Genomic DNA, 24,206 nt, shown 5'->3' on the forward strand with positions numbered 1-24,206 from the left:
AACAAACCGTAGCCGCTCGTCCATGATCCCAGTTTCTCGCCAAACCATCGCCGGTCCTCCCGGCGGACAAGAAAACTGTCACCCATGCTATCGGTCCATTCTGTTACCTATCTATCCGGTTCGGACACCGGGCATTTCTCCCCGTATAGGACGGGGAGAAAGGGGCTGGCCGCAACGCCGGCACTTTTCTTGCAGCGCTGATAATTGGCGAAAGCGTCGGCCACAGCACCCCTCTCCCCGTCCCTATACGGGGAGAGGATGCCGGCAGGCAGGTGAGGGGCAGCACCAACCTTCGTCGTCTTTACCCTAACCTGTGATCCTCACATGCGGCGCGAACACCCTGATCGCCTCGATACGCATCGGATAGGCGCGAAACCGTACCCTCTCACTCCGTCGCGCACCCCTCGTCCGTCGCCTTCGGCGACACCTTCCCCCACAAGGGCGGGAAGGGAGAGTCTACCCCGTCACCGCCACATGCGGCGCCAGCCGCTTGATCGCGGCGACAATGTCCAGCCCGCTCATGTCGAGCGAGTTGACTTCCATGCGCACGGTGTTCCCGCCGAATAGCGCATTGGCCAGCGCGTCGGACGGCTCACCGGTCAGTTCGAAACTGACCATGCCCGAGCCCTTGCCGGAGGAGGAGAGGCGCACGCTCTTCACCGTCTCCCAGGGCACCAGCACGTCGCCGAGGCGGCGATCGCGATAACCGTTTTCGTCGAGCACCACCTTGACCGAGGTGTCGAAGGCGCCGCGCACCATGTAGCCGCCGAACCCGAGGAAGCCCAGCGCCAGCAGCGCCACCAAAAACACCCGCCCGCCATCGGCGCCGTTGGCCAGCCCCTTCAGCGTATAGAAGCCAAAAATCGCCGCCATCAGCAACGACCCTGCGACGGAAGAGAACTTGTTGGTGGGACTGTTGCGGAATTCGACGGGGGCGGACATGGGGGCGCACTCACCGGCCGGGCTTCAGCAAGGTCCAGATCCAGCCGGCGAAAGTCAGCACCAGGAAGGGATAGCCGGCGGCCGGCAGCGGCGCCGAGGTCGGCTGCAAGGGCGCGCCCCACAGCACCATGCCCACCGACACCAGGAACAGCACGGCGGCAATGAGCCCGGTGATCCGCATCCACAGCGCAAAAGTGTTGGGCACGCTGGCCAGGATCAGCGCCGCCGCCCAAAGCGAGATGCCGCCGACATAGGAAGGCACGCTGGCCTGCAACCCGGCCGCATTGCCGGCCAGAAGCAGGCTCTCGCCGGCAAGGAAGGTCAGGAAGCCCGCGGCGACGCAATCATTGCCGAGCCGCTGGTATTTCATGGTCAGCAGCGCGGTCGCCACCACCAGCGCCACGCCGTCGATCGCCCACAGCGTCTCGCGCAGCGCATCGCTCGCCACGAAGGTGCCGGCAAGGCCGAAGATGCCGCCTATGGCGAGACCGATGGAGGCGATGGTGTCGAGGGTGGTGCGCATGTGGTGTCTCCCCAAGCTAGGGGGAGGATACGTCGGAACGGAGTATACTCAAAGGGGCGGTCCGCCGTCCGGTGTGAAGCGCGTTAGCCCAGTTCAAATTGATTTTGGCGAGCTTGGGCGTGGCCGGCGAAAGGAAAGGCGGTAGGTATCCAGGGATGTCCCATCACCCGCACTGGGGTGGGACCCGCTGCCTCGGGCCGGACCCCTCAATCCCCCATCTTCAGCGCCTGGATAAACGCCTCCTGCGGGATATCCACCTTGCCGAACTGGCGCATCCGCTTCTTGCCCTCTTTCTGCTTGTCCAAGAGCTTGCGTTTGCGCGAGACGTCGCCGCCATAGCACTTCGCGGTGACGTCCTTGCGCAGCGCCGAGATGGTTTCGCGCGCGATGACCTTGCCGCCGATGGCGGCCTGGATCGGGATCTTGAAGAGGTGGTGCGGGATCAGCTCCTTCAGCTTCTCGCACATCTGCCTGCCGCGCTTTTCCGCCGCCGTGCGGTGCACCAGCATCGAGAGCGCGTCGACCGGCTCCTCATTGACCAGGATCGACATCTTCACCAGGTCGCCCTCGCGGTAGTCGGTCAGGTGGTAATCGAACGAGGCGTAGCCTTTGGAGATCGACTTCAGGCGATCGTAGAAATCGAAGACCACTTCGTTGAGCGGCAGATCGTAGGTCAGCATGGCGCGCTTGCCGACATAGGAGAGGTCGGCTTGGATGCCGCGCCGGTCCTGGCAGAGTTTCAGGATGCCGCCGAGATAGTCGTCGGGGGTCAGGATGGTGGCGCGGATCCATGGCTCTTCGATGGCCGAGATTTTCACCACGTCGGGCATGTCGGCCGGGTTGTGCAGTTCCTTGACCGAGCCGTCATTGAGCAGCAGCCGATAGACGACCGATGGCGCGGTGGCGATCAGGTCGAGGTTGAACTCGCGCTCCAGCCGCTCCTGGATGATTTCGAGATGCAACAGGCCAAGGAATCCGCAGCGATAGCCGAAGCCCAGCGCCGCACTGGTTTCCATTTCATAGGAGAAGCTGGCGTCGTTGAGGCGCAGTTTGCCGACGGCGGCGCGCAGGTCCTCGAAATCGGCGGCGTCGACCGGGAACAGGCCGCAGAACACCACCGGCTGCGCCGGCTTGAAGCCGGGCAAGGCATGCGCGGTCTGGCGCCTGTCCTCGGTGATGGTATCGCCGACGCGGGTGTCGGCCACTTCCTTGATCGAGCCGGTGAAGAAGCCGAACTCGCCGGGGCCGAGCTCCTCTACATTGATGCGGGCGGGCGTGAACACGCCGGTGCGCTCGACCAGGTATTTGGCGCCCGTGCCCATCATGCGGATGGTCTGGCCCTTTTTCAGCACGCCGTCGATGATGCGCACCAGCACGATGACGCCGAGATAGGCGTCGTACCAGCTGTCGACCAGCATCGCCTTCAGCGGTGCCGTGGCGTCGCCCTCGCGCGGCGGCGGCAATTGGTGGACGATCGCTTCCAGCACGTCGGGAATGCCCAGCCCGGTCTTCGCCGAGATCAGCACGGCGCCCGACGCGTCGATGCCGATCACCTCCTCGACCTGCTCGCGGATGCGCTCGGGCTCGGCCGCCGGCAGGTCGACCTTGTTCAGCACCACGACGATCTCGTGGTTGTTGTCGATCGCCTGGTAGACATTGGCGAGCGTCTGCGCCTCGACGCCCTGGCTGGCGTCGACGACCAGCAGCGAACCTTCGCAGGCGGCCAGCGACCGCGACACTTCATAGGCGAAGTCGACATGGCCGGGCGTGTCGATGAGGTTGAGGATATAGTCCTCGCCATTGTTGGCGCGGTATTTCAGCCGCACCGTCTGCGCCTTTATGGTGATGCCGCGCTCGCGCTCGATGTCCATCGAGTCCAGCACCTGCTCCTTCATGTCGCGCAGCTCCAGCCCGCCGGTCGACTGGATCAGGCGGTCGGCGAGCGTCGATTTGCCATGGTCGATATGGGCGACGATGGAAAAATTGCGGATGTGGTCGAGGGGCGTGCTCATGCCGCGCGCTTTAGCAGGGGCGGCAAGCGGCGGCAAGGCTTGGCGCCCAAGGGCTGCCCGCCGCACACAAAGCGGTGAAATCGGCAAAAGAATCGAAAAACCGGTCTGCGCGCCAACGATGCATAAACTTTAATCGTTCAGATTAGACCTTGGTTTGCCGGCTGCGTGGTAATCGCACGCTCGCTAATGCCTGTTGGGGGTTGGAAATGTTCAAGCTTGCAAGCGGCTTTGCCCGTTCCCGCGGCGGGTCGATGATGCCGCTCTTCCTGGTGAGCCTGATGCCGCTGATCGCGGCCGTCGGCTTCTCGGTCGACTACACCAGCGCGGTCCAGACCAGGTCCAACCAGCAGCAGGCGCTGGATGCCGCGATCCTGACGATCACCACCATGGACACCACGTCGACGCTGCCGCAGCGCCAGACGATGCTGCAGGATTCCTTCATCGCCAACGGCGGACAAGGCACAGCGACGCTGACCAGCTTCGTCGCTGGGACCACCGCCACCGCGACCACCGCGCGGGCCACGGCAAGTTTCGCCATGCCGACCGTTTTCATGACCATCGCCAGGATCGACACCGTGCCGATCGCCGTGGCCTCGGCGGTCAGCAAGCCGCCGGCGCTGGTCGCGGCCAACTTCAAGGTCACCGGCGTATCGGGCTACTGGAACAAGAAGATGACGCTCTACGGCACGCAATTCGGTGCGACGACGGCCAAGCCGCTGATGACGATCGACTACGTCTATGGCAAGACCGGAGACCCGAAGGGCTATGGCACCACCACCACCAGCATCCTTACGACCGATTCGACCGGCAAGACCGTCACCACGGTGGCCCAGACGCAGGTTTGCAAGCTCGCCGGCTCCAACCCGCCCGCCGGTGCGGTGATCCAGACCGACAAGTTCCAGACAAAATTTTACTGTGTCGACACGATGTATCCCGCCGATGGCACTGGCGCGTCCATCGATGTCAGCCAGATGGGTGGCCTCAGTCTGCAGATGTATGTGCCATCAGGCATCCCGCAATATCTCAAGACGAATGATCCGACCACCTCCAACCGGCTCTACAGCGGGATCAAGGATCCGCAGACCAACGCTATCAATTACAATGAGATCGCGACCGGCCAGGTCGTCGATATCTTCGGCCTCGTGCCTTGCGGTTCGACAGCCTATCAGGCCTGGGAAGACGGCGGCAACGCGGTCCCGGCGCCGGTCAGCAACGCCGACTTCTTCTACAACGTGACCGGCAAGTGCGACTTCAACAAGCGGCCCTCGGACACCGCGCTGACGCAGTGACACTGCCGATCTCCCCCCTCGTGGGGGAGATGGCCGGCAGGCCAGAGGGGGGCGCTGTCCCGCCGACCTTGCCAAGTTCACGATGTTCCGCCCTGGGTCGACCGGCCATGTCCCCCGCGTGCGCCGACATCTGTTTAAAAGCGCGAGCATAGGCGCTCTACGCCCCCCTCTGTCCTGCCGGACATCTCCCCCACGAGGGGGGAGATTGGACGCGCGACCGTTTTCGCCAATCTCCAGCGCCGCAAGGAAGAGGGGCAGGCGCTCTTCAATCACAAACCGGTGAGCGCTGTAACGAAGCGGCAAGTGGCGGCGAAGTGGGGATATGACGGGCGCATCGTGGCGCCCTCCCACGGAGCAAGCCGATGTCGCCAGTCATGTCACGCAGGGTCCTCGCACTGTCCGGCCTCGCCGCGCTGGCGCTCGCCGCCTCGCTCGGCGCGGCGGCAGCCCAGCCGCTCAGCGTGGTCGAACTGTTCACCAGCCAGGGCTGCTCGTCCTGTCCGCCGGCCAATGCCAACCTCATCAAGGTCAAGGACCGGCCCGGCGTGCTCGCGCTGTCGTTCAACGTCACCTATTGGGACTATCTCGGCTGGAAGGACACGTTCGGCAAGAAGGAATTCACCCAGCGCCAGGTTTCCTACGAGCCGCCGCTCGGCCATGACGGGCCGTTCACGCCGCAAGTGGTGGTCAACGGCCATGCCGACGTCGTCGGCGCCGCACCCGGTGAGATCGAACATCTGATCACTGCCACGGCCAAGACCGGCGGTCCGTCGCTTTCGCTCGACGGCGGCAAGGTCGCGATCGGCGCCGGCGCGGCACCGGGCGGCAAGGCCGATGTCTGGCTGGTGCGCTACACCAAGGGTGTCGTCGAGGTGCCGGTGGCGCGCGGCGAAAACACCGGACGCACCTTGCCGCACGCCAATGTCGTGCACGCGCTGACAAAACTCGGCAGCTGGAGCGGCGAGGCCAAGACGCTCGATCTGCCGGCAGCCTCGGGCGGTCTCAGCACCGCCGTGCTGGTGCAGTCGCCCGGCGGCGGGCCGATCCTGGCCGCCGCCGCCAACTAGATCGCGTTCGAGCAGAGATTTGCCGAGCAGAGATTTGCGCCACCGCATGGGCGGCGGCGCAAGACCCCGGCCGTCCAAAAGGGCGTGCCACCAACCCCACAAGGAAACCGACCATGACCAATTTCTCCCGCCTGACGCTGCCGGCGCTCGCGCTCGCTCTGTGCTCGACCGCGCTGTTTGCCGGCGGCATCGCGCGCGCCGACGATGCCACCAATGCGATGAAGCCCGCCGCGGACGCCATGAAGCCGGCCGCGGACGCGATGAAGCCGGCAACCGATGCGATGAAGCCGGCCGACCCGATGGCCACCAACTCCATGAAGCCCGCCGCCGATGCCATGAAGCCCGCCGCGGACGCGATGAAGCCCGCCGCGGATGCGATGAAACCGGCGACCGATGCCATGAAGCCGGCAACGGATGCCACCGCCAATTGAGCTTGGCGCGTGGCTGTCCCCGGCGGGCTCCCTGTCCATCCGGGGACAGTCGCTGGAACAATCCCGGCAAAGGCTTGAAGCGGTTTTGCGTCGGGAATTACGTCAAGGCAAAAGTCCGGGCGCACGTGAATGTGAGGCGCCGCCGCAACTCGCGCATCGCGCCACCGTAGCTGATCCAATAGACTGATCCCCCAAGTCACTGATCAACGGGGGAAGCCATGAGGAGTGCAACCATGACCAGTATCAACAACCGTTCGGCCGGTCTTGTCCGGGGCGCGCTCGCCGCACTCGCCCTTGCCGTCGCGGGCGCCGCCTTCTGGCTGACGCCTGCCATCTCCGCCGAGGACGCGGTGAAAATCCCGCCGCCGGCAATCGACGAAAAGGCGGCCACGGGCAGCGAAAAGGCAATCTTCGCCGGTGGCTGCTTCTGGGGCGTGCAGGGTGTGTTCCAGCACGTCAAGGGCGTCAGCAAGGCGGTTTCCGGCTACACCGGCGGCGCCAAGGACGATGCCGTCTACGAGACGGTCGGCACCGGCCGCACCGGCCATGCCGAATCCGTCGAGATCACCTATGATCCCTCTGTCGTCACCTACGGCCAGCTGCTGCAGGTCTATTTCTCGGTCGCCCACAACCCGACCCAGCTCAACTACCAGGGACCGGACTCCGGCACCCAGTACCGCTCGACGATCTTCGCCGAGAACGACGCGCAGAAGAAGATCGCGCAGAGCTACATCGCCCAGCTCGACAAGGCCAAGGTGTTTTCCGAGCCCATCGTCACCACGCTGGAAACCGGCAAGACCTTCTACCCGGCCGAAAACTACCACCAGGACTTCCTGACGCTGAACCCGACCTACCCCTACATCGTCTACAACGACCTGCCCAAGGTGGCGAATTTGAAGACGCTGTTCCCGTCGCTCTACAGCGAAAAGCCGGTACTGGTGCTCTCGGCGAGCAACTGAGTGCCTAATCTCCCCCCTTGAGGGGGAGATGGCCGCGAAGCGGCCAGAGGGGGTCGGTCCGACCGGGCTCGACCTGTTGCGACAGAAGAAGGCTAGCGCCTTACGTCCGGCGACCCCCTCTGTCACCTACGGCGACATCTCCCCCTCGAGGGGGGAGATTTTGTGCCTACATGGCCTTCATCGCATCGCACGACACATCGGGGTTCATGTCGGCAAAGGTCCCGGTCGGGTTCTTCTTCCACGCCCAGACATGCAGTTCGTAGAAAGCCCCGAGGCCGTAGCGGTTGGGTGCGCTGTTGAAGTTGAACAGCTGCCCTCCGAGCGATGCCGGACCTTTCGAGGTGATGTATTCGACGGCAACAAGCCTGAGCTTGCCGTCGGACATCGGCTCGTACATCACCGCCTCCGGCTTGGCGACATCGATCGCGTCGTCCTTCAGATAGGCGGCATTGACGTAGTGGATGCCCATCGCGCCGCCGCTGATGCCGCTGGCGCATGCGATCGGCGCGTAGCCTTCGGCGGTCGCCATCGCCACATTCTCGAAGCGGCTATTGGCCGCCCGCACCTTCTCGTCCAGCGCGCCGGTTTCATGGGCATTCGCCGCCGTGGCCGCGATCGACAGGATCGACAGGTTGATGAGATGTCTGGTCCATAGATGGATGTTCATTTTCTCTCCTCGTTGTTGATGCGCGCGGGAGCACCCGCTCCTCGCGGCGAAGCGGTATGGCCGGGCGTATCGGTGGCTATAACCGGGTGAAGTCCCAGTAGTGGGGCAGCTCTTCGCGCTCCGGCAGGCCGATGTCGCGCCTCAGATAGTCGCCTTCCGGTGGCCGGCGCCTGCCCGGCAAGTGCGCGGAAAGCGCCGACACGATCCGCCGCAGGCGGCGGGGCACGCCCCACGCCCGGCGATCATCTCCCAGGGCAGGCATCGCGTCGTTGGCCGGCATGTCGGGCATGCCGCCATTGCGCTGGGCGGCCGGACTTTCATGGGCGATAAAAGTAAGGGTCAAGAACCCGCACCTCCGTGATCTTGTCGACGGGCAGGGAGTTCTTCTGGGCGGTGCTGCGGATCGCCTCCGGCGAAGGCGCGTCATAGATGCAGAAACTCTGCTTCCTGTCGGGCGACACAAAGGACTGCACCCAGGTGACGCCCTTCTCGGCGTTGCGCATGATCACTCCGGCCAGTGCATCGGCGCCGGCATCGTTCATCGGCACGCTGAGGCCGGCAGGAAATGTACGTTCAACCACATAGCGGGGCATATCGAGGTTCCCTTTTCCATTGGACACGCTCGAATTGAGCGCGGCTGGACATGATCACGCCCGTCAACGGCGCGCATCGGAACCTTTCCCTATGTTTGGCGGGACGATTCCCCATGTTAACGGCGTTTAGTCCAGGAGCCACACAGCAGATACCGAGCCCGGATACCCTGGCGGTCGAGTTGGGGCGCGGCGGCCGCAACCAGGATCACGTGAGCCGATGACCATGCTTCTGGAACGGCAGACACAGCTGGCGCAATTGGACGGCTTGCTGGCACAGGCCGGCCGCGGCCGCGGTCACGTGGCGGCGTTGTCGGGCGAAGCGGGCGCCGGCAAGTCGGCGCTTGTCGAGGCCTTCATCGGCGAAGCCGGTGCGCGGGCCCGCATCTTGCGCAGCGCCTGCGAAGACCTATCGATTCCCGATCCGCTCGGGCCGCTCTACGACCTTGCGCGAGAGGCGCAATGGGCAATGCCGCAAGCCGTCGACGCGCGGCGGGGAGAGCGGCTGCCGCTGTTTTCCGACGCGCTGGACGTCTTCGACGCGACAGCGGGCGCGACCATTCTGGTGATCGAGGATTTGCACTGGGCCGATGACGCGACGCTCGACTTCGTCCGCTTTCTCGGCCGCCGCATCGCCAACACCCACATCCTGCTGCTTTTGACGGCGCGCACGGACCGCAGCGAGGGCCAGATGCGCGTGCGCCGCGCGCTGGGCGAAATCCCGGCCGCAAGCGTCGCACGCATCGACGTGCCGCTTTTGAGCGAGGCGGCGGTGCTGTCGCTCGCCGGCGCCGCCGGCCGAGACGGCGATGCCATCTACCGGGCGACCGCCGGCAACGCCTTTTTCGTCACCGAACTGTTGAGCTGCGAATGCGAAACGGCATTGCCGGCCAGCGTGCGCGACGCGGTGCTGGCGCGCGCCGAACGTCTGTCGGCCGGTGCCCGCTCGATGCTCGACGCCGTCTCGGTATTTCCCAGGCGCGCCGACGCCTGGGCGCTGGCGGGCCTGTGCGGCGTGGCCAGTGCCGGCCAGCTCGCGGAATGCGTCTCCAACGGTTTGCTGGACGATCTGGGCGACGCCTATGCGTTTCGCCACGAGATCGCCCGCCACGCCATCGAGACGATGCTGACGACCAGCCACCGACGGGCGTTCAACCAGCGCGCGCTGTCGGCGCTGCTCGAAAGGGGCGACGTCGCCACCGCGCGGCTGGTCCATCACGCGGTGGAGGCGCACAATCTGGAGACGGTGCGCGAACTGGCGCCGGTCGCGGCGCGCGAGGCCTCCCGCGTTGGCGCCCATCGCGACGCCACCGGCTATTATGAGGTCGCCTTGCGCCAGGCCGACACCTTGCCCGCGCAAGAGCGCGCCGGGCTTTACGAGCAATATGCCTTCGAGTGCCATTTGATCGCGCGCATCGCCGACGCCATCGAGGCGCAGGAGCAGGCGCGCGCACTGCAACAGGCGCTCGGCAACAGTCTGAAAGAAGGCGACAGCCTCAGATGGCTGTCCCGCTTCGCCTATCTCCTGGGCGACCGGCAGGCCGCCGACCGGTTCGGCGCCCAGGCGGTCGCGTTGCTGGAGAGCGTTGGGCCAAGTGCCGAGCTTGCCATGGCCTATTCGAACCTTTCGCAGCTGGCGATGCTGGCCGAGAGACTGCACGAAGCGTTGTCGCTGGGCTCCAGGGCGATAGAGCTCGCCGAACGGTTGAACCGGCCGGATGTCGTCTGCCACGCCCTCAACAATGTCGGCGCCGCCGAGCAGTGGCTGGATCTGGCCAGCAGCCGGCGGCATCTTGCCCGCAGCCTCGAAATCGCGCTGCAGGAGAATTTTCAGGAGCACGCGGCACGCGCCTTCACCAACTGCGCTTGTGGCGGCATGAACCAGCTCGACTATCGCGAGGCCCAATCCTTCCTCGATCGCGGCATCGATTACTGCGTCGAGAACGATCTGGCGACATGGCGCGACTATATGCACGGCGTGCGCGCGCAATTGCGGCTGCGTCAGGGATGCTGGGATGAGGCGGCTTCCGAGGCGCTGGATGTGATTGGCAACGATCAGGCCACGGCCCTGGTGCGCTATCCCGCTTTGGTGGCGCTGGCGAAACTGCGCCTTCGGCGCGGCGACCCATCGGCCGAGCCGCTTTTGGCGGAGATGAAGCGGTTCCTGGAAAAGGGCATCGAGCTGCAGCGGCTGCTGCCCTACGCGGCGGTGGTTGCCGAACAGGCCTGGCTTGGGCAGGCGGACAAGGACGAGGCGCTGCGGCTCATCGGGCTTGCCGAAGGCCTGTCACCGACGCGGGCTGTCTTTGCCGAACTGGCCGTCTGGCGGCGAATGCTGGTACCGGATGTCGATCCCGGAGACACGGCCGGCATGGCCTTGCCCTACAGGATGCTGCTCACCGGGGACTGGCGTGGCGCGGCCTCGGCCTGGGTCGAGCTCGACGCGCCTTACGAACGCGCATTGGCGCTTGCCCAGGGCGACGAAGTCGCACAGCGGGTGGCGCTGGAGATATTCGAGGCGCTTGGCGCCCGGCCGGTCGCCCAGCACGTGCGCGACATCATGCGCCGAAGCGGTGTCATTCACATCGCCCGTGGCCCGCGCCGCTCCACGCGCGCCAACCGCGCCGGCCTGACCGAGCGCCAGATGGAAGTGCTGCAGCTGATCGAGCGCGGCTTGTCCAACAAGCGCATCGCCGAGCATCTCGCCATTTCGCCCAAAACGGTCGACCACCATGTCTCGGCGGTGCTGGGCAAGCTGGAAGCCGTGTCGCGCGGCGAGGCCACCGCCGCCGCGCGCGACAGCGGGCTGATCTGAGCCGGCACGCTTGATTCGCCGCCCGCCCTGCTCGCAGGCAGAGCCTCAATCGTAAGTCAGATCCGTCGCCTTGCCGCCGAACACGCGGTAGGCATAGAACGAATAGAAGATGATCACCGGCAGCACCACCACGGTGCCGGCCAGGATGATCGCCTGGCTTTCGGGCGCCGACGCCGCCTGCCAGATGGTCAGGCGATCGGGCACCACGAACGGATAGAACGACCAGGCCAGCCCGGCAAAACCGAGCGCGAAGATGGCGGCGAGCGTCAGGAACGGCGTCAGCGAATGGCGGTCGTCGGGCCTCGGCAGGTGGAAGGTCTGCCGCCACAGCCAGAGGAACAGCAGCGCCGACAGGATCGGCAGCGGCGACAGATAGAGCATCTGCGGCCAGACGAACCATTTGTCGAAGATGCGCGGGCTGGCGAAGGGCGTCGCCAGCGACACCGCGGCCATGCCGAGCGCGGTCAGCACCAGTGCCGTGCGCAGCCAGCGCACTGCCTTCTTCTGCAACTCGCCTTCGGCCTTGTAGATCACCCAGGCAGCGCCCATCGCCGCGTAGGCGGCGGCCAGGCAGAACGCCACCAGCACGCCGAACGCCATGCCGCCCGGCCCGACATCGAGGCCGAGCACGTAGACACCCAGCATGTAGCCCTGCGCCAGCGACGCGGTGATCGAGCCGAGGAAGAAGATGCGGTTCCAGCGGTGCTTGCGGCCGGCCGGAACCTTGGCGCGGAAATCGAAGGCGACGCCGCGCAGGATCAGCCCGACCAAAAGCACGAAGACGGGAATGTAGAGCGCCGTCAGGATGACGCCATGCGCCAGCGGAAAGGCGACCAGCAGCAGGCCGACGGCCAGCACCAGCCAGGTCTCGTTGGCGTCCCAGAACGGGCCGATCGCCGCGATCATCGTGTCCTGCTCGGTGTCCTCGGCGGCGGCGAACAGGATGCCGATGCCGAGGTCGAACCCGTCGAGAATGACATAGATCAGGATGGCGAGGCCCATCAGGCCGGCGAAGATGAGGGGGAGCAGGGTTGGCCAGTCATAGGTCATCGGGATATCTCCCAGCCGCGATAGGCCCGGTGCACGGCCTTACCGCTTGAAGCGATCGTTTCAAATCGATTGTCGGGGTTGGCGCCGCCCCTCATCGCCCTGCCGGGCACTTCTCCCCGCATAGTGACGGGGAGAAGGGGGCTGGCCGCAACGCCGGCACCCATCCAGCAACGCTGACGAGAAGCGAAATCGGCGACGACAGCGCCCCTCTCCCCGTCCCTATACGGGGAGAGGATGCCGGCAGGCAGGTGAGGGGCGGCGCGGACCTGCGATGAAAGCATGCTCACTCCCCCGCCGCCGGTTGCGACATGGCCGTCTTCATCACGCCCGGCAGCGGCGATGAATCGCCATCCTTGGCCGCCTTCAGCGCCAGGTGCACCAGCACGCCGAGATAGGCGATCAGCAAAAGCACGTAGAGCAGGAGATAGATGGCGAGCGTCAGCGCGACATGGCTGCCGGCCACCGGCCCGACGGCATCGGCGGTCTTCAGCACGCCGGTCACCAGCCAGGGCTGGCGGCCGATCTCGGTCGTGTACCAGCCGGCCAGTGTCGCCAGCCAGCCCGACAGCGCCATCGGCACCATCAGCAAGGCGAGTGGCCTCGGCAGCGAATGCCGGCGCTTGAGGAAGAAGGCTGCCGACCATGAGACGGCGAGCATCAAAAGCCCGGTGCCGACCATGATGCGGAAGCTCCAGAAGAGCGGAAAGACCGGCGGGTGGTTGCCGGGATAGTCGTTCAGCCCTGGCACGACACCGTCGGCGCTGTGCCGCAGGATAAGGCTGGCCCCGTCCGGAATCGCGATCTCGAATCTGTTTTCCTTGGCCGCCTCGTCGGGCAGCGCGAACAGCACCAGCGGCACGTTGGGACCGGTGTTCCAGTTGGCCTCCATGGCCGCGATCTTCTGCGGCTGGTGTTCCAGCGTGTTGAGCCCATGCTGGTCGCCTGCCAGGATCTGGATCGGGATGAGGATGGCGGCGGTGAAGACGCCGGTGCGCAGCGCCTTCCACATCGATTCCGAACGGTCGCCCTTGAGGTAGCGCAGCGCCGACAGGCCAGCGATCAGGAACGAGACCGTAAGCCCCGAGGCGAGCAGCATGTGCACCAGCCGGTAGGGCATGGACGGGTTGAAGACGATGGCCCACCAGTCGACGGCATGTGCCACGCCATCGCGCATCTCGAAGCCGGCCGGGGTCTGCATCCAGGAATTGAGTGCGATGATCCAGAAGGCCGACAGCGTGGTGCCGCCGGCGACCAGCACCGTCGCCAGCGTGTGGACGCGGTTGGAAACGCGACGGAACCCGAACAGCATGATGCCGAGGAAGGCCGCTTCGAGGAAGAAGGCGGTCAGGATCTCGTAGGCGAGCAGCGGTCCGGCGATGTTGCCGACATGCTCCATGTAGCCCGGCCAGTTGGTGCCGAACTGGAAGCTCATGGTGACGCCCGAAACCACGCCCATGGCAAAGGACAGCGCGAACACCTTCACCCAGGTGAAATAGGCGCGCATCCAGGCGGAATCATTGGTCGCGTTGTAACGCAGCTTGAAGAACAGCAGCACCCAGCCAAGGGCAATTGTGATCGTCGGAAACAGGATATGAAACGAGATATTCGCGCCGAACTGCATGCGCGAGAGAATAAGCGGGTCCATGGCGGGCTCCGGCTGCTTATTATTTCGACGCAATTCCGGGCGGAAAACCGCTTTACACTTTTCCTGGAATTGCTCCAATACTGGCGAAGGATAGGCCCGAAGCGGGGGCAGGTCAAAGCGGCGTCCCGCCGCGAGGCTGAACGCCACAGGACAATTTTACCGGATGCAGGCGATCTGTTTTCAGCCAGCCCGCGCCCCGGTGTCGAGAACTGGCAGCAGCGGCATTGACTTGCGGTTGCACTGGGCGACAACAGGCCTATATGAAGTCACCTCTTTCAGGCAGCCGTTTTCAACCATGCCCTCCATTCTGTCCATTTCCGGGGTCTCCAAGACCTACGCCACCGGCTTCACCGCGCTCAAGGAAGTCAATCTCGATATCCAGCGCGGCGAGATTTTCGCCCTGCTCGGCCCCAACGGCGCCGGCAAGACGACCCTGATCTCGATCGTCTGCGGCATCGTCAACCGCTCGTCGGGCACCGTCACCGTCGACGGCCACGACATCAACAAGGACTATCGCGCCGCGCGCAGCCTGATCGGGCTGGTGCCGCAGGAGCTCACCATCGACGCCTTCGAGAGCGTCTGGGCAACGGTCAATTACAGCCGCGGCCTGTTCGGCAAGCCAGCCAATCCGGCCTTTGTCGAGAAGGTGCTGCGCGATCTGTCGCTGTGGGACAAGAAGGACGCCAAGGCGATCACCCTGTCGGGCGGCATGAAGCGGCGGTTGATGATCGCCAAGGCGCTGTCGCACGAGCCGCGCATCCTGTTCCTCGACGAGCCGACCGCCGGCGTCGACGTCGAGCTGCGCCAGGACATGTGGGAAATGGTGCGCCGGTTGCGCGAGGACGGCGTCACCATCATCCTCACCACGCACTATATCGAGGAAGCCGAGGCCATGGCCGACCGCGTCGGCGTCATCAACCGCGGCGAAATCATCCTGGTCGAGGGCAAGGCCGAACTGATGCTCAAGCTCGGCCGCAAGCAGATGACGCTGGAGCTGCGCGCGCCGCTCGGCAGCGTGCCCGACGGGCTCTCGCGCTACGCGCTCGAACTGTCGCCGGACGGCACCCAGCTCACTTACACCTATGACAACCAGAGCGACCGGCCGGGCGTCGCCTCGCTGATCAGGGATCTCGAGGCCGCCGGCATCCAGTTCCGCGATCTCGACACCAAGAACAGCTCGCTCGAAGAGATCTTCGTCAGTCTCCTGAGGCAAGAGCCATGAACCTGCGTGCGGTATGGGCGATCTACCGGGTCGAGATGGCGCGTGCGTTCCGCACCGTGCTGCAAAGCATCATCTCGCCGGTCATCTCGACATCGCTCTATTTCGTCGTCTTCGGCTCGGCCATCGGCTCGCGCATCACCGAGATCGACGGCATCAGCTACGGCGCCTTCATCGTGCCGGGACTGATCATGCTGTCGCTCTTGACGCAGTCGATCTCCAACGCCTCCTTCGCCATCTATTTCCCGAAATTCGTCGGCTCGATCTACGAGCTCCTGTCGGCGCCGGTCTCCTATCTGGAGATCGTCATCGCCTATGTCGGAGGCGCGGCCACCAAGTCGATCATCCTCGGCCTGATCATCCTGGCGACGGCCTCGCTGTTCGTGCCGCTGCAGATCGAACATCCCTTCTGGATGCTTGCCTTCCTGATCCTGACGGCGGTCACCTTCAGCCTGTTCGGCTTCATCATCGGCATCTGGGCGAAAAGCTTCGAGCAGCTGCAGCTGGTGCCGCTGCTGATCGTCACCCCGCTGACCTTCCTCGGCGGCAGCTTCTATTCGATCCACATGCTGCCGGGCATCTGGAAGACGATCACGCTGTTCAACCCGGTGGTCTACCTGATCAGCGGCTTTCGCTGGAGTTTCTACGGCAAGGCCGACGTCTCGGTCGGCATCAGCCTCGGCATGACGCTGGTGTTCCTGGCCGCCTGCATCGCGATCGTCGCCTGGATCTTCCGGACCGGCTACCGGCTGCGCAACTGATCGGCTGAAGGCGTCCTGAGCCGCAGCCGAGATTGCTGAGATTCAGCTCAGCCCGACCTCACCTGAATATCGGCGGATATCAGACGGCCTTGACCAGCCGCAGCAACCCCAGCATCTCGATGTAGGCCCCCTCGCGAAAGGCGATATAGACCGGCTCCTCGGCGCCATGGAAGCGGCGCTTGAATGCCGCCTGTCCCTGCAGGTTGAACCTGCGGCGGTTGATCCAGGGCGAGTCGTAGGCGCGCTGGAAGGTGTTGCGCCAGAACTCGCTTTCGGCAAATCCGCTCGGGCCGACATCGACCAGCGGCGACAGGCCGAGCGTCACCACCGAAACGCCTTCCTCGCGAAAGCGGTCGACGGCGAATTTGGTCAGGCCGATCTCGGCATGCGGCGAGGCATCGATATGCTTGCGCTTGAAGGCGGTGGTGTAGCCTATCACCTTGCCGTCGGCGAACAGCGGATCGAAGTCGAGCAGGGCGACCAGGTCGCCATCGGGACCGTGCAGGACGAAACGGCGCATGTCGGTGCCGAGCTGCTCGTAAAACGGACGGTTGAGAAAACCCATCTCCCAGCGCTTGACGATACGGTCGCCGCGCCAGTTTTGGGAGAGCCGGGAGATCTCGTCGAGATGGATCGTGCGCTTGTCCTCCTCGAACGAAAAGCCTTTCTTCAGCAGCCAGCGCTCGGAATAGCGCACGGTCTCGTTGCGCTTGCCGGAAAAATCATGGTCGGGCAGGACAAGGCGGGTGTCGATGCCCAGCCGGTTGACCTTGTAGCCGAGTCCGGCAAGGACCTGGGCGGTCTGTTCGCCGATCTGCACGAACCATGGGCCGCCGGCACGCTCGACGAAGCGTCTGATATAATCGGGCCGCTGCGCCGGCGCCGCCACCGGATCGCCGAGCGCGAAATGATGCCTCATCTTGGTGCCGAAGGCGATGTAGCCGTCGGCGTCGCCAAAATAGGAAAGCTTGCGCTGCGCGGCGGTGGAATAGGCGAGCGAGAAATCGCCATAGCGGCGCACCAGCGCCAGCCGCTCGACATGCGTCAGCGCCAGTCGCTCGACCTTGGGCGAGGCGCCCTCGAGGATGTTGTCGAAATAGATCCGCAAGGAGGGCATGGTCGAGATTCCGCGTGCCGTCTGCGGCGCCGCATGCCTTGAATGGCACGCAAGACCGCCGTGGCGCCTTGATTTCTAGCGGGAAGCCGAGTCGGTTACGGGTTCGAATTCCTGCATCGTCAGAAGAGGTCCACCAGCCCCCGGACCTCGAATCAATCACTTTGCCGCGACCTGGTTATCGCCGATGCCGCCGATATGCCATATAGGGCTGGATGTATTCGGACAGAAGCGGGCAACCGTTTCATGTCGTGGTTTTGGCCGCGGTTGCGCGATCCGGTAGTTTTCGCCCGGCGGCGGAATGCTCCGGGGCGAGACCACGGCTCGGCGCAGGCCCATTGAAAATCGGCTTCGATTTGCCGTTCGGGCTCGGCGCGCGATCAAACTGTTACAGCGGCCTGCGTGCCTTCGGGGTTGCCGCAAGGGCGAATGGGATTCGAGTGTGAATGGCTGACACGACACCCGGGACGATGATGGAGCAGTTGCTGGCTGTCGAGCCGGCGATCGTCATTGGCGCCGGCGCCGCGGGGCTGGCTGTCGCGCGGGCCTTGATGAAGGCCGGCGTGGCGACGGTGGTCCTGGAGAAGGAAAGCCGGCTGGCCGAGCCCTGGCGCCGGCGCCACGAACAGCTGCACCTCAACACCCACCGCGATCTCTCGGCGCTGCCCGGCCTTGCCTATCCCAAGGGTACCCCTGCCTTTCCGCACCGGGATGTCGTCATCGGCCATATGAACGATTTCCATGAGGCGAACCGTTTGCCGGTGGAGTTTGGCGTTTCCGTCGAGGCCATCATGTCCGGAGGCGACCACTGGATCGTGCGCACCAGCGCCGGCTCGCGCCTGGCGCGTCATGTCGTCGTCGCCACCGGCCGCGACAGGGAGCCCTACACGCCGCAATGGAAGGGCATGGAGGCGTTCAGGGGCCGGATCATCCATTCGGCCGATTTTGGCGACGCCCAGGCCTATGCGGGCAAGAAGGTGCTGGTTGTCGGCGCCGGCAATTCGGGCTTCGATGCCCTCAACCACCTGGCGGGCATCGATACCGCCGCCGCCTGGCTGTCGGCCCGCAACGGCCCCGTCCTCTTGCCCAAGCGTATCGGCAAGATCGCCGTGCATCGCCTCTCGCCGCTCATGGCGCGCTTGCCGCTGCGCGTCGCCGACGCGGTGATGGCGGTGACGCAGCGCCTGGTTTTCGGCGATCTCACCAAATTCGGCATGCCGCGGGCACCTGCCGGCGGCGCCAGCCGCCTGACTTCGGACTACACCGCGATCGCCGCCGACGATGGCGCCGTCAATGCCATCAAATCGGGCAGGATCCTGGTGGTGCCGGGGATACGGGAGTTCACCCGCGATGGCGTCATCCTGGCCAATGGCAGCCTGATCGCTCCCGACATCGTCATTGCCGCGACGGGCTACCGCACCGGCTTGGAGCGCATGGTCGGCAATCTCGGCGTGCTCGACGAAAAGGGCGTTCCGCTCTTCAACGGCGGTCAGGCCGATCCGAAACTGCCCGGCCTGTGGTTCACCGGCATGCGGCCGAGCATCCGCGGCTGTTTCGCCAATGCCGGCATATTGGCCAAGGCGATAGCCAGGCGCATCGCCGGTCCCGGCCAGCCGGGCACCTCACGCTGATTTCGGCTCCAGCCGCCGGAAGCCGACAGCCTCGGTCAGCATTTCCTCGTCGACCATGCCGGCATTGTGGAGGGCAAGCAAGGTGAGGGCCAATTCACGCGCCTCCGTGGATTCGGGATGCGCTTGCCGTCGGCGGCAGGCCTCATCGAAGACACGTTGCAACGTGGCCACTTCGTCAGGTTTGAGCAGGCCACGGTCGTAGATCGACTTGGGCATGGCGATGATCTCCTCATCACGATTTAGGGCGCCATGTGTAAATTGCCAATCTTTCCCGAGGCTTGAATGCAATGCCGCGCAAAAAAAAGGGGCCGCGGATCGCCGAAGCCCCTCTCGTTTTGTCTCGCTCGACGTCAGACGCCGATCTTGCCGCCGCCCTGTTTGGTGATCGCCACGACCGCAGGCCGTACCGGCATGTCGGGCTTGAAATCGGGCCAGCGGGTCGACAGGTCCTCATAATAGGAAGGCCGGCCAAACGCGTCCCAGTCCTCGCCGCCGTCGCCCGGATGCTGGACGGCGACGAAGGCGGTCTGATCGTCCGGCGTAAACAGCGGGCCGCACATCTCGGCCCCGATCGGCACCCGGAAGAACAGTTTCGAGGTCGCCCGCGCCGATCCTTCCGTGTCCACCGCCCACAGGCCATCGGTGCGGCCGGTGGCCTTCGGGCCCTGGCCGTCGGTGGCGACCCACAGGCGCCCGGCCGAATCGATCGCGCAATTGTCGGGCATGCCGAACCAGCCATTGGCCGTCGTCGCGGTGGAGAAGGTGGCGCCGACATCGGCCACCGACGGGTCGCCGCATTTCAGCAGCACTTCCCACTTGCCCTTTGTGGCGGCGAAATCGCCGCCGTCCTCGACGATCTCGATGATGTGGCCGAAGGCATTCCCGTCGCGCGGGTTGGCGGCGTCGACCTGATCGGCCTTGCGCTTGGAATTGTTGGTCAGCATGACATAGACCTTGCCGTTGCCGGCATTGGGCTGGATGTCTTCGGGCCGGTCCATCTTGGTGGCGCCAAGCAGGTCGGCGGCGCGGCGCGTCTCGATCAGCACGTCGGCCTGGCCGGCAAAGCCGTTTTCCGCCGTCAGCGGACCCTGGCCGAACACGATAGGCATCCATTCGACCGAGCCGTCCTCGGCGAATCTGGCGACATGCAGTGTGCCGTCGTCGAGCAGGTCCTTGTTGGCCGCGCGGTCTCCGGCATTGAACATGCCCTTGGTGACGAATTTGTAGACATAGTCGAAGCGCTCGTCGTCGCCGAGATAGAAGACGACGCGGCCGTCCTTGGCGACGATCGATTCGGCGCCCTCATGCTTGAAGCGGCCCATGGCGGTGCGCTTGCGCGGCACCGAATCCGGGTCGTGGACATCGACCTCGACGATCCAGCCGAAGCGGTTGGGCTCGTTCGGCTCCTTGGCCAGGTTGAAGCGGTCGTAATGCGCGCCCCATTCATAGGCGCCTTCCGGGATGCCGAGGCGCTTGTAGTTGGCGGCTTCCTTGTGGCCTTCCGGCAGCTCGCCGGAGAAATAGCCATGGATGTTCTCCTCGGCCATCACATAGGTGCCCCAGGGCGTGACGCCGCCGGCGCAGTTGTTGATCGTGCCGAAGACTTTCGTCCCGGACGGATCGGCATTGGTCTTGACGCGGTCATGGCCGGCGACCGGGCCGGACAGCGCCATCTCGGTGTTGGAGGTAATGCGGCGGTTGAGCTTGCCGTCACGCACAACCTGCCATTTGCCGCCGTCCTTGCGGATCTCGACGATGGTGCCGCCATGCGCGGCCATCTCGACATCGACCTGCTCCTTCGAGAGCGGCGCCACCTCGGCCGCCTTCTTGCCGTCCTTCTCGACGATCTTGACGATGCCCGGGAACATCAGATGCGGGTTGGTGTATTCGTGGTTGACCACCAGCAGGCCATGTTCCGCCGAGCCATCGATCGCGATATAGCCGACATAGTCGTTGTTGTAGCCGAACTGCCTGGCCTGGGCTTGTGCCGACTGCTTGGTCGGATCGAATTCCGGCGAATCGGCAAACAGCGGATCGCCCCAGCGCAGCAACACATCGGCGTCGTAGCCCGGCGCGACATGGTGCTTGTCGTCGATGCCGGCCTCCAGCTCGTCGAACTTGAAGGCCGAGCCTTCCGCGGCGCGGGCATCGTCGGCGGCGATCATCGCCAGCGGGCTGACGGTGGCGGCGATCGCCGAGACGGCAAGCGAACCCTTGAGGAAACCCCGGCGCGAAAACCGCGCGGCGATGATCTCGCCCATCGTGTGGTTTTCGCTGGGATTGTTGGCCGGGCCTTCGTTTTCCTCGAGCAGGCTGGTGCGGAATCGGGCGTCGGGGGAGCGATGTTCGGTCATGAGAGCCTCTGGCTGGATTGGCTGGAGCTTGTTGCCTGATCGACCGCCTTACAGTCGGCTGATCACATTTTCGTGACATGGTATCCGCGCTGCCGCTCCCCTCACGACATCGTTTTTCACGTCGGACCTCGGACTTTAGTCCAATCTTGCGCCTGCAAAGGTCCTGGAGGACAAACGCAACGGTCGGAGGTCGCTTCCGGTCACCACGTGTTTCGGCGATGTTGGTTGCACTGCAACGTTGGGGTGGGCGCGCCGGCTCAATCGACGGAGTTCAGGATGCACGGATCGATAACGGCCCGTTGTTGCCGGCTGGCTTTCGGATCGGCGGCGCTTCTGGCGCTGACCATCGCTCCCTATGGAATTGCCTTTCATGGCTTCGTGCCTGGAATCGAGGCCGCGACCGCACTCGCCGGCAAGGGTGGGGGTGGCAATGACGGCGGCGGTGGCGGTGGGAATAGCGGCGGCGGAAACGGCGGCGGCAACAATGGAAACGGCAACGGCGGCGGCAACAACGGCAACGGAAATGGCGCTGATAACGGTGGCGGCAATTCAGGGTCCGGCAAGGGCCAGAGCGGGAAGAGCAGCCATGTCAACGCCATCACCGGCGACGAGATCGACGTGGACGGCAACAAGATTACGGTTCAGCACCCCGACGGCATAACGGAAAAGATCGAGAACGGCCGTTTCAGGATGAAGGATGCGCTCGACCGCACGATCATCGACCGCCCGGCCACACCGGCCGATGTCAGCCGCCTCAAGGCCCTCTGAACCTTGGCCTTCTGAAATCTCGGCCTTCTGAAATCTAGGCCTTGTGAAGCTGGTCAACAGGCAACGACCAGCTTCACACGTCACCTCCGCCGCCCCCCGGCGGAGGTGACCTCGTTTTCGCGCTGTGTTCCAATGCTGCGATGACTTGGAGAATTCCAGGGAAAGCACGTAGCGCTTTCCCTGGCTGCGTTGCCGTAAGTCGGCGATTCCAACGACGCCGAACCGCTCTATGAGAAGTCCCTCTCGCGGTCGCGAAACTCGCGCATCATGAGGGCAGCCTCGGTGCGGTTCCGCACGCTGAGTTTCGACAGCACCCCCGTCATGTGGTGCTTGACGGTCTTCTCCTGCAGTTCCAGGCGCAAGGCAACTTCCTTGTTGCTCAGTCCTTCCGCCACCAGCCGCAGGATTTCGGTCTGTCGGCCGGTGAGTTGCCGCAGCCGGTCCGCCACGCCGTTGGTGGGCTGCAACGACTGCACATCGGAAAGCAGCCGGGCCGACAACATCGGCGAAAGATAGCTTTCGCCGGCCGCCACGTTGCGCAGGATATCGGCAAGCGAGCGCGACCCGACTCCTTTGAGGATATAGCCGTGCACCCCCGCGTTCAGGGCCTTGGTCACGTCGGCATTGGCCTCCGAAACGGTCAGCATGACGATCTTCTGGGCGGGATGGTCGGCAAGGATGCTTGCAACCGCGGCCAGGCCGCCGCCGGGCATGGAAATGTCGAGCAGCAATATGTCGGGCTGCACGGTCGAGGCGATGCGTTCCGCGTCCTGCGCGGTAGCCCCTTCTCCGACCACCTCGAAGCCTCCGATCTCCGACAGGCTGCGTGTCACACCCTCGCGGAAGAGAGGATGGTCGTCGACAATGGCGATGCGGATGGCGCCCATTATGCTTGCTCCTCGACCGAAAAACGGATCACCAGTTTCGTGCCCTTCGGCCCCGTCAGGGTTTCGAACTGTCCGCCAATGCTTTCAACCCGCTCCCTGAGGCCGGCCAGCCCCAACCCCTCGGCCCGAGCCGGATCGAAGCCCGGCCCGCCATCCGACACTTCGACGAAAAGCCGGCCATTCTTCATTCCCGCACGCACCGCCTGATCCTTGCCCCGTCCGTGGCGGTAGGCATTGTTCAGCCCCTCCTGCACGAAGCGATAGACACTGATCTTCTCAGAAGCGCCGGGCTCGGGCAAATGTTTGGGCAGCGTAAGCGTCACCGACGTGCCCGTCCGGTGCTCATGTTCCTCGACGGCCAGCCGCAACACGTCCGCCGCCGCCGCCGTTTCTATCTGCGGCAGCACCAGGCCGGTGCAGATGCCGCGAATCTCGCGCATCGCGTCCTCCAGCGTCTTGCGGATCATGGCGACCTCGGTCGAGCGGCCTTCGCTGCCATGGCCGTCGCCGGTAAACACCGGGCTGTCCATGCGCAGCGCCGCCAGGGCCACGAGCTGGGCCGGGCCGTCATGCAGGTCGGCGCCGATCCGGCGCAGGTATCGTTCGTTGAGCGCGGTGGCGCGGCGGGACGCCCGCTGCACGCGCTGCCGCAAGGCGCTGTTCTGCGTCACCAGGCCCTGCAGTTCCGACACCTGGCGGCGCAGCGCCCCGCGCTGGTCGTCGATGGTGCGGCTGGCGCGCAGGACGATGCCCGACAGAAGCAGGAATGCCGTCAAGGTGGTGCCGGCCACGATCAGCCAGCTCGACAGCAGGGCGGAAGCCAGGGTGGCCTTGAAATCGCCGGCGAGCTCGTAGAATTCGGTGACGGCGACCACGTCGCCGGACCAGGGTTCGCGCACCGGATTGTAGATTTCGAGCAACGGCACACCCGCGGCCCGCTCCTTGTCTTCGTCCTCGTCGAACGTATCGAACTGGGCCATGACGCTACCCTGGAAGGCGGAACGCAGATTTTTGTTCAGCTCGAAGCGGCGGCCGATCAAATCCGCGTCCTTCGCGTAGAGCACCGTGCCGTCGCGGCGCCAGAGCCTGAACGACGCCAGGCGTTTGCCGAGCGCGCCCTGGCCGAGTGTCTCGTCGAGCGCCTGTTTGACGGATTCGCTGAGCTCCTCGCTCTTGCGCAGGTCGGGCAGCAGCGGCGCAATCACACTGTCGACATAAAGCGCCGTCGTGGCGGCCGAATTGCGAATGACGCCGTCCCGGATCTGCGTCGTCACCCAAGTCCCCACGATCAGCATGACGACCAGCAGCCCAAAGCCGCCGGCAACGACGAATTGCAGGGCAAGGGAAAGCTCGCTCCAGCGCCGCGCCAAGTTCTGAAGAATACGAATCATGGTCCCCTGACCGCCCTTCTATCGATATGCTGGGCGATTCCAGCACATTGAGCTTCAGTCTCGCCGTTGCCAAGACCTTCGTTGCAACGAC

22 protein-coding genes are annotated in these 24,206 nt (G+C 64.8%); 9 read left to right on the forward strand and 13 right to left on the reverse strand.

The genetic code is table 11. The annotated features are described in order from the left end of the window. Window positions 1–456: 456 nt before the first annotated feature. From EN845_RS32135 to lepA, 3 genes are all read right to left on the reverse strand, one after another. The gene (locus EN845_RS32135; RefSeq protein WP_127871048.1) at window positions 457–942 is read right to left on the reverse strand and encodes a hypothetical protein; all 486 of its coding nucleotides are present in this window, start codon (window positions 940–942) and stop codon (window positions 457–459) included. 10 nt (window positions 943–952) lie between these two features. Continuing rightward, window positions 953–1,465 carry a hypothetical protein gene (locus EN845_RS35645; RefSeq protein WP_167531551.1) on the reverse strand — a complete coding sequence of 171 codons (513 nt, stop codon included), beginning with the start codon at window positions 1,463–1,465 and terminating at the stop codon, window positions 953–955. 206 nt (window positions 1,466–1,671) lie between these two features. Further along, entirely contained in the window at window positions 1,672–3,477 is a 1,806-nt protein-coding gene (gene lepA / locus EN845_RS32145; protein WP_127871049.1) for a translation elongation factor 4, read from the reverse strand. Window positions 3,478–3,683: 206 nt separating this feature from the next. On the opposite strand from lepA, the gene EN845_RS32150 reads away from it, so the two are divergent. From EN845_RS32150 to msrA, 4 genes are all read left to right on the forward strand, one after another. Continuing rightward, entirely contained in the window at window positions 3,684–4,766 is a 1,083-nt protein-coding gene (locus tag EN845_RS32150) for a pilus assembly protein TadG-related protein (protein ID WP_127871050.1), read from the forward strand. A 362-nt stretch (window positions 4,767–5,128) separates the two neighbouring features. Beyond that, window positions 5,129–5,833 carry a DUF1223 domain-containing protein gene (locus EN845_RS32160; protein WP_167531552.1) on the forward strand — a complete coding sequence of 235 codons (705 nt, stop codon included), beginning with the start codon at window positions 5,129–5,131 and terminating at the stop codon, window positions 5,831–5,833. A gap of 113 nt (window positions 5,834–5,946) precedes the next feature. Next, complete coding sequence (locus EN845_RS32165; protein WP_127276450.1) at window positions 5,947–6,264, forward strand: hypothetical protein; 318 nt, start codon at window positions 5,947–5,949, stop codon at window positions 6,262–6,264. A 233-nt stretch (window positions 6,265–6,497) separates the two neighbouring features. Beyond that, window positions 6,498–7,223 carry a peptide-methionine (S)-S-oxide reductase MsrA gene (gene msrA / locus EN845_RS32170; RefSeq protein WP_127871051.1) on the forward strand — a complete coding sequence of 242 codons (726 nt, stop codon included), beginning with the start codon at window positions 6,498–6,500 and terminating at the stop codon, window positions 7,221–7,223. A 166-nt stretch (window positions 7,224–7,389) separates the two neighbouring features. Here msrA and EN845_RS32175 read toward each other — a convergent pair whose 3' ends face one another. From EN845_RS32175 to EN845_RS32185, 3 genes are all read right to left on the reverse strand, one after another. Continuing rightward, window positions 7,390–7,890, reverse strand: a complete 501-nt coding sequence (locus EN845_RS32175; RefSeq protein ID WP_127871052.1) for a hypothetical protein — start codon at window positions 7,888–7,890, stop codon at window positions 7,390–7,392. A 76-nt stretch (window positions 7,891–7,966) separates the two neighbouring features. After that, window positions 7,967–8,233, reverse strand: coding sequence for a hypothetical protein (locus EN845_RS32180; protein ID WP_127871053.1), 267 nt, complete (start codon window positions 8,231–8,233; stop codon window positions 7,967–7,969). After that, window positions 8,208–8,483 (reverse strand): DUF4242 domain-containing protein, encoded by a 276-nt coding sequence (locus EN845_RS32185; RefSeq protein WP_127871054.1) that lies wholly within the window; start codon window positions 8,481–8,483, stop codon window positions 8,208–8,210. Before EN845_RS32185 ends, EN845_RS32180 begins: the two co-directional genes overlap by 26 nt. 223 nt (window positions 8,484–8,706) lie before the next feature. Between EN845_RS32185 and EN845_RS32190 the strand changes: the two genes are divergently transcribed. Continuing rightward, window positions 8,707–11,295: an AAA family ATPase gene (locus EN845_RS32190; RefSeq protein WP_127871289.1), complete on the forward strand. Its 2,589-nt coding sequence runs from the start codon at window positions 8,707–8,709 to the stop codon at window positions 11,293–11,295. A gap of 45 nt (window positions 11,296–11,340) precedes the next feature. On the opposite strand, the gene EN845_RS32195 is transcribed toward EN845_RS32190, so the two are convergent. Next, window positions 11,341–12,345, reverse strand: a complete 1,005-nt coding sequence (locus EN845_RS32195; protein ID WP_127871055.1) for a cytochrome d ubiquinol oxidase subunit II — start codon at window positions 12,343–12,345, stop codon at window positions 11,341–11,343. A 283-nt stretch (window positions 12,346–12,628) separates the two neighbouring features. Continuing rightward, the gene (locus EN845_RS32205; protein ID WP_127871056.1) at window positions 12,629–13,990 is read right to left on the reverse strand and encodes a cytochrome ubiquinol oxidase subunit I; all 1,362 of its coding nucleotides are present in this window, start codon (window positions 13,988–13,990) and stop codon (window positions 12,629–12,631) included. A 295-nt stretch (window positions 13,991–14,285) separates the two neighbouring features. On the opposite strand from EN845_RS32205, the gene EN845_RS32210 reads away from it, so the two are divergent. Both EN845_RS32210 and EN845_RS32215 read left to right on the forward strand, forming a co-directional pair. Continuing rightward, the gene (locus tag EN845_RS32210) at window positions 14,286–15,212 is read left to right on the forward strand and encodes an ABC transporter ATP-binding protein (protein ID WP_127871057.1); all 927 of its coding nucleotides are present in this window, start codon (window positions 14,286–14,288) and stop codon (window positions 15,210–15,212) included. Then, window positions 15,209–15,970, forward strand: a complete 762-nt coding sequence (locus EN845_RS32215; RefSeq protein WP_127871058.1) for an ABC transporter permease — start codon at window positions 15,209–15,211, stop codon at window positions 15,968–15,970. Before EN845_RS32210 ends, EN845_RS32215 begins: the two co-directional genes overlap by 4 nt. Before the next feature lie 79 nt (window positions 15,971–16,049). Here the strand turns inward: EN845_RS32215 and EN845_RS32220 are convergent, their stop codons facing one another. After that, entirely contained in the window at window positions 16,050–17,087 is a 1,038-nt protein-coding gene (locus EN845_RS32220; RefSeq protein WP_127871059.1) for a phosphatidylglycerol lysyltransferase domain-containing protein, read from the reverse strand. Window positions 17,088–17,530: 443 nt separating this feature from the next. On the opposite strand from EN845_RS32220, the gene EN845_RS32225 reads away from it, so the two are divergent. Continuing rightward, window positions 17,531–18,715 carry an NAD(P)/FAD-dependent oxidoreductase gene (locus EN845_RS32225; protein ID WP_127871060.1) on the forward strand — a complete coding sequence of 395 codons (1,185 nt, stop codon included), beginning with the start codon at window positions 17,531–17,533 and terminating at the stop codon, window positions 18,713–18,715. On the opposite strand, the gene EN845_RS32230 is transcribed toward EN845_RS32225, so the two are convergent. Continuing rightward, window positions 18,707–18,931, reverse strand: coding sequence for a hypothetical protein (locus tag EN845_RS32230; protein ID WP_127871061.1), 225 nt, complete (start codon window positions 18,929–18,931; stop codon window positions 18,707–18,709). The two genes, EN845_RS32225 and EN845_RS32230, sit on opposite strands and share 9 nt — an antisense overlap. Before the next feature lie 134 nt (window positions 18,932–19,065). Then, on the reverse strand, window positions 19,066–21,069 hold the full coding sequence (locus EN845_RS32235; protein ID WP_127871062.1) for a PhoX family phosphatase: 2,004 nt from the start codon (window positions 21,067–21,069) through the stop codon (window positions 19,066–19,068). A gap of 276 nt (window positions 21,070–21,345) precedes the next feature. Here EN845_RS32235 and EN845_RS32240 point away from each other — a divergent pair, with 276 nt between their 5' ends. After that, the gene (locus tag EN845_RS32240; RefSeq protein WP_127871063.1) at window positions 21,346–21,837 is read left to right on the forward strand and encodes a hypothetical protein; all 492 of its coding nucleotides are present in this window, start codon (window positions 21,346–21,348) and stop codon (window positions 21,835–21,837) included. Window positions 21,838–22,064: 227 nt separating this feature from the next. Here the strand turns inward: EN845_RS32240 and EN845_RS32245 are convergent, their stop codons facing one another. Further along, window positions 22,065–22,727: a response regulator transcription factor gene (locus EN845_RS32245; RefSeq protein ID WP_127871064.1), complete on the reverse strand. Its 663-nt coding sequence runs from the start codon at window positions 22,725–22,727 to the stop codon at window positions 22,065–22,067. Further along, a complete protein-coding gene (locus tag EN845_RS32250) occupies window positions 22,724–24,115 on the reverse strand; it encodes a sensor histidine kinase (protein WP_127871065.1) in 1,392 nt (463 codons plus the stop codon). Before EN845_RS32250 ends, EN845_RS32245 begins: the two co-directional genes overlap by 4 nt. Window positions 24,116–24,206: the final 91 nt, after the last annotated feature.

This window comes from Mesorhizobium sp. M8A.F.Ca.ET.202.01.1.1, assembly GCF_004791595.1.
In the GTDB taxonomy this organism is placed as follows: domain Bacteria; phylum Pseudomonadota; class Alphaproteobacteria; order Rhizobiales; family Rhizobiaceae; genus Mesorhizobium.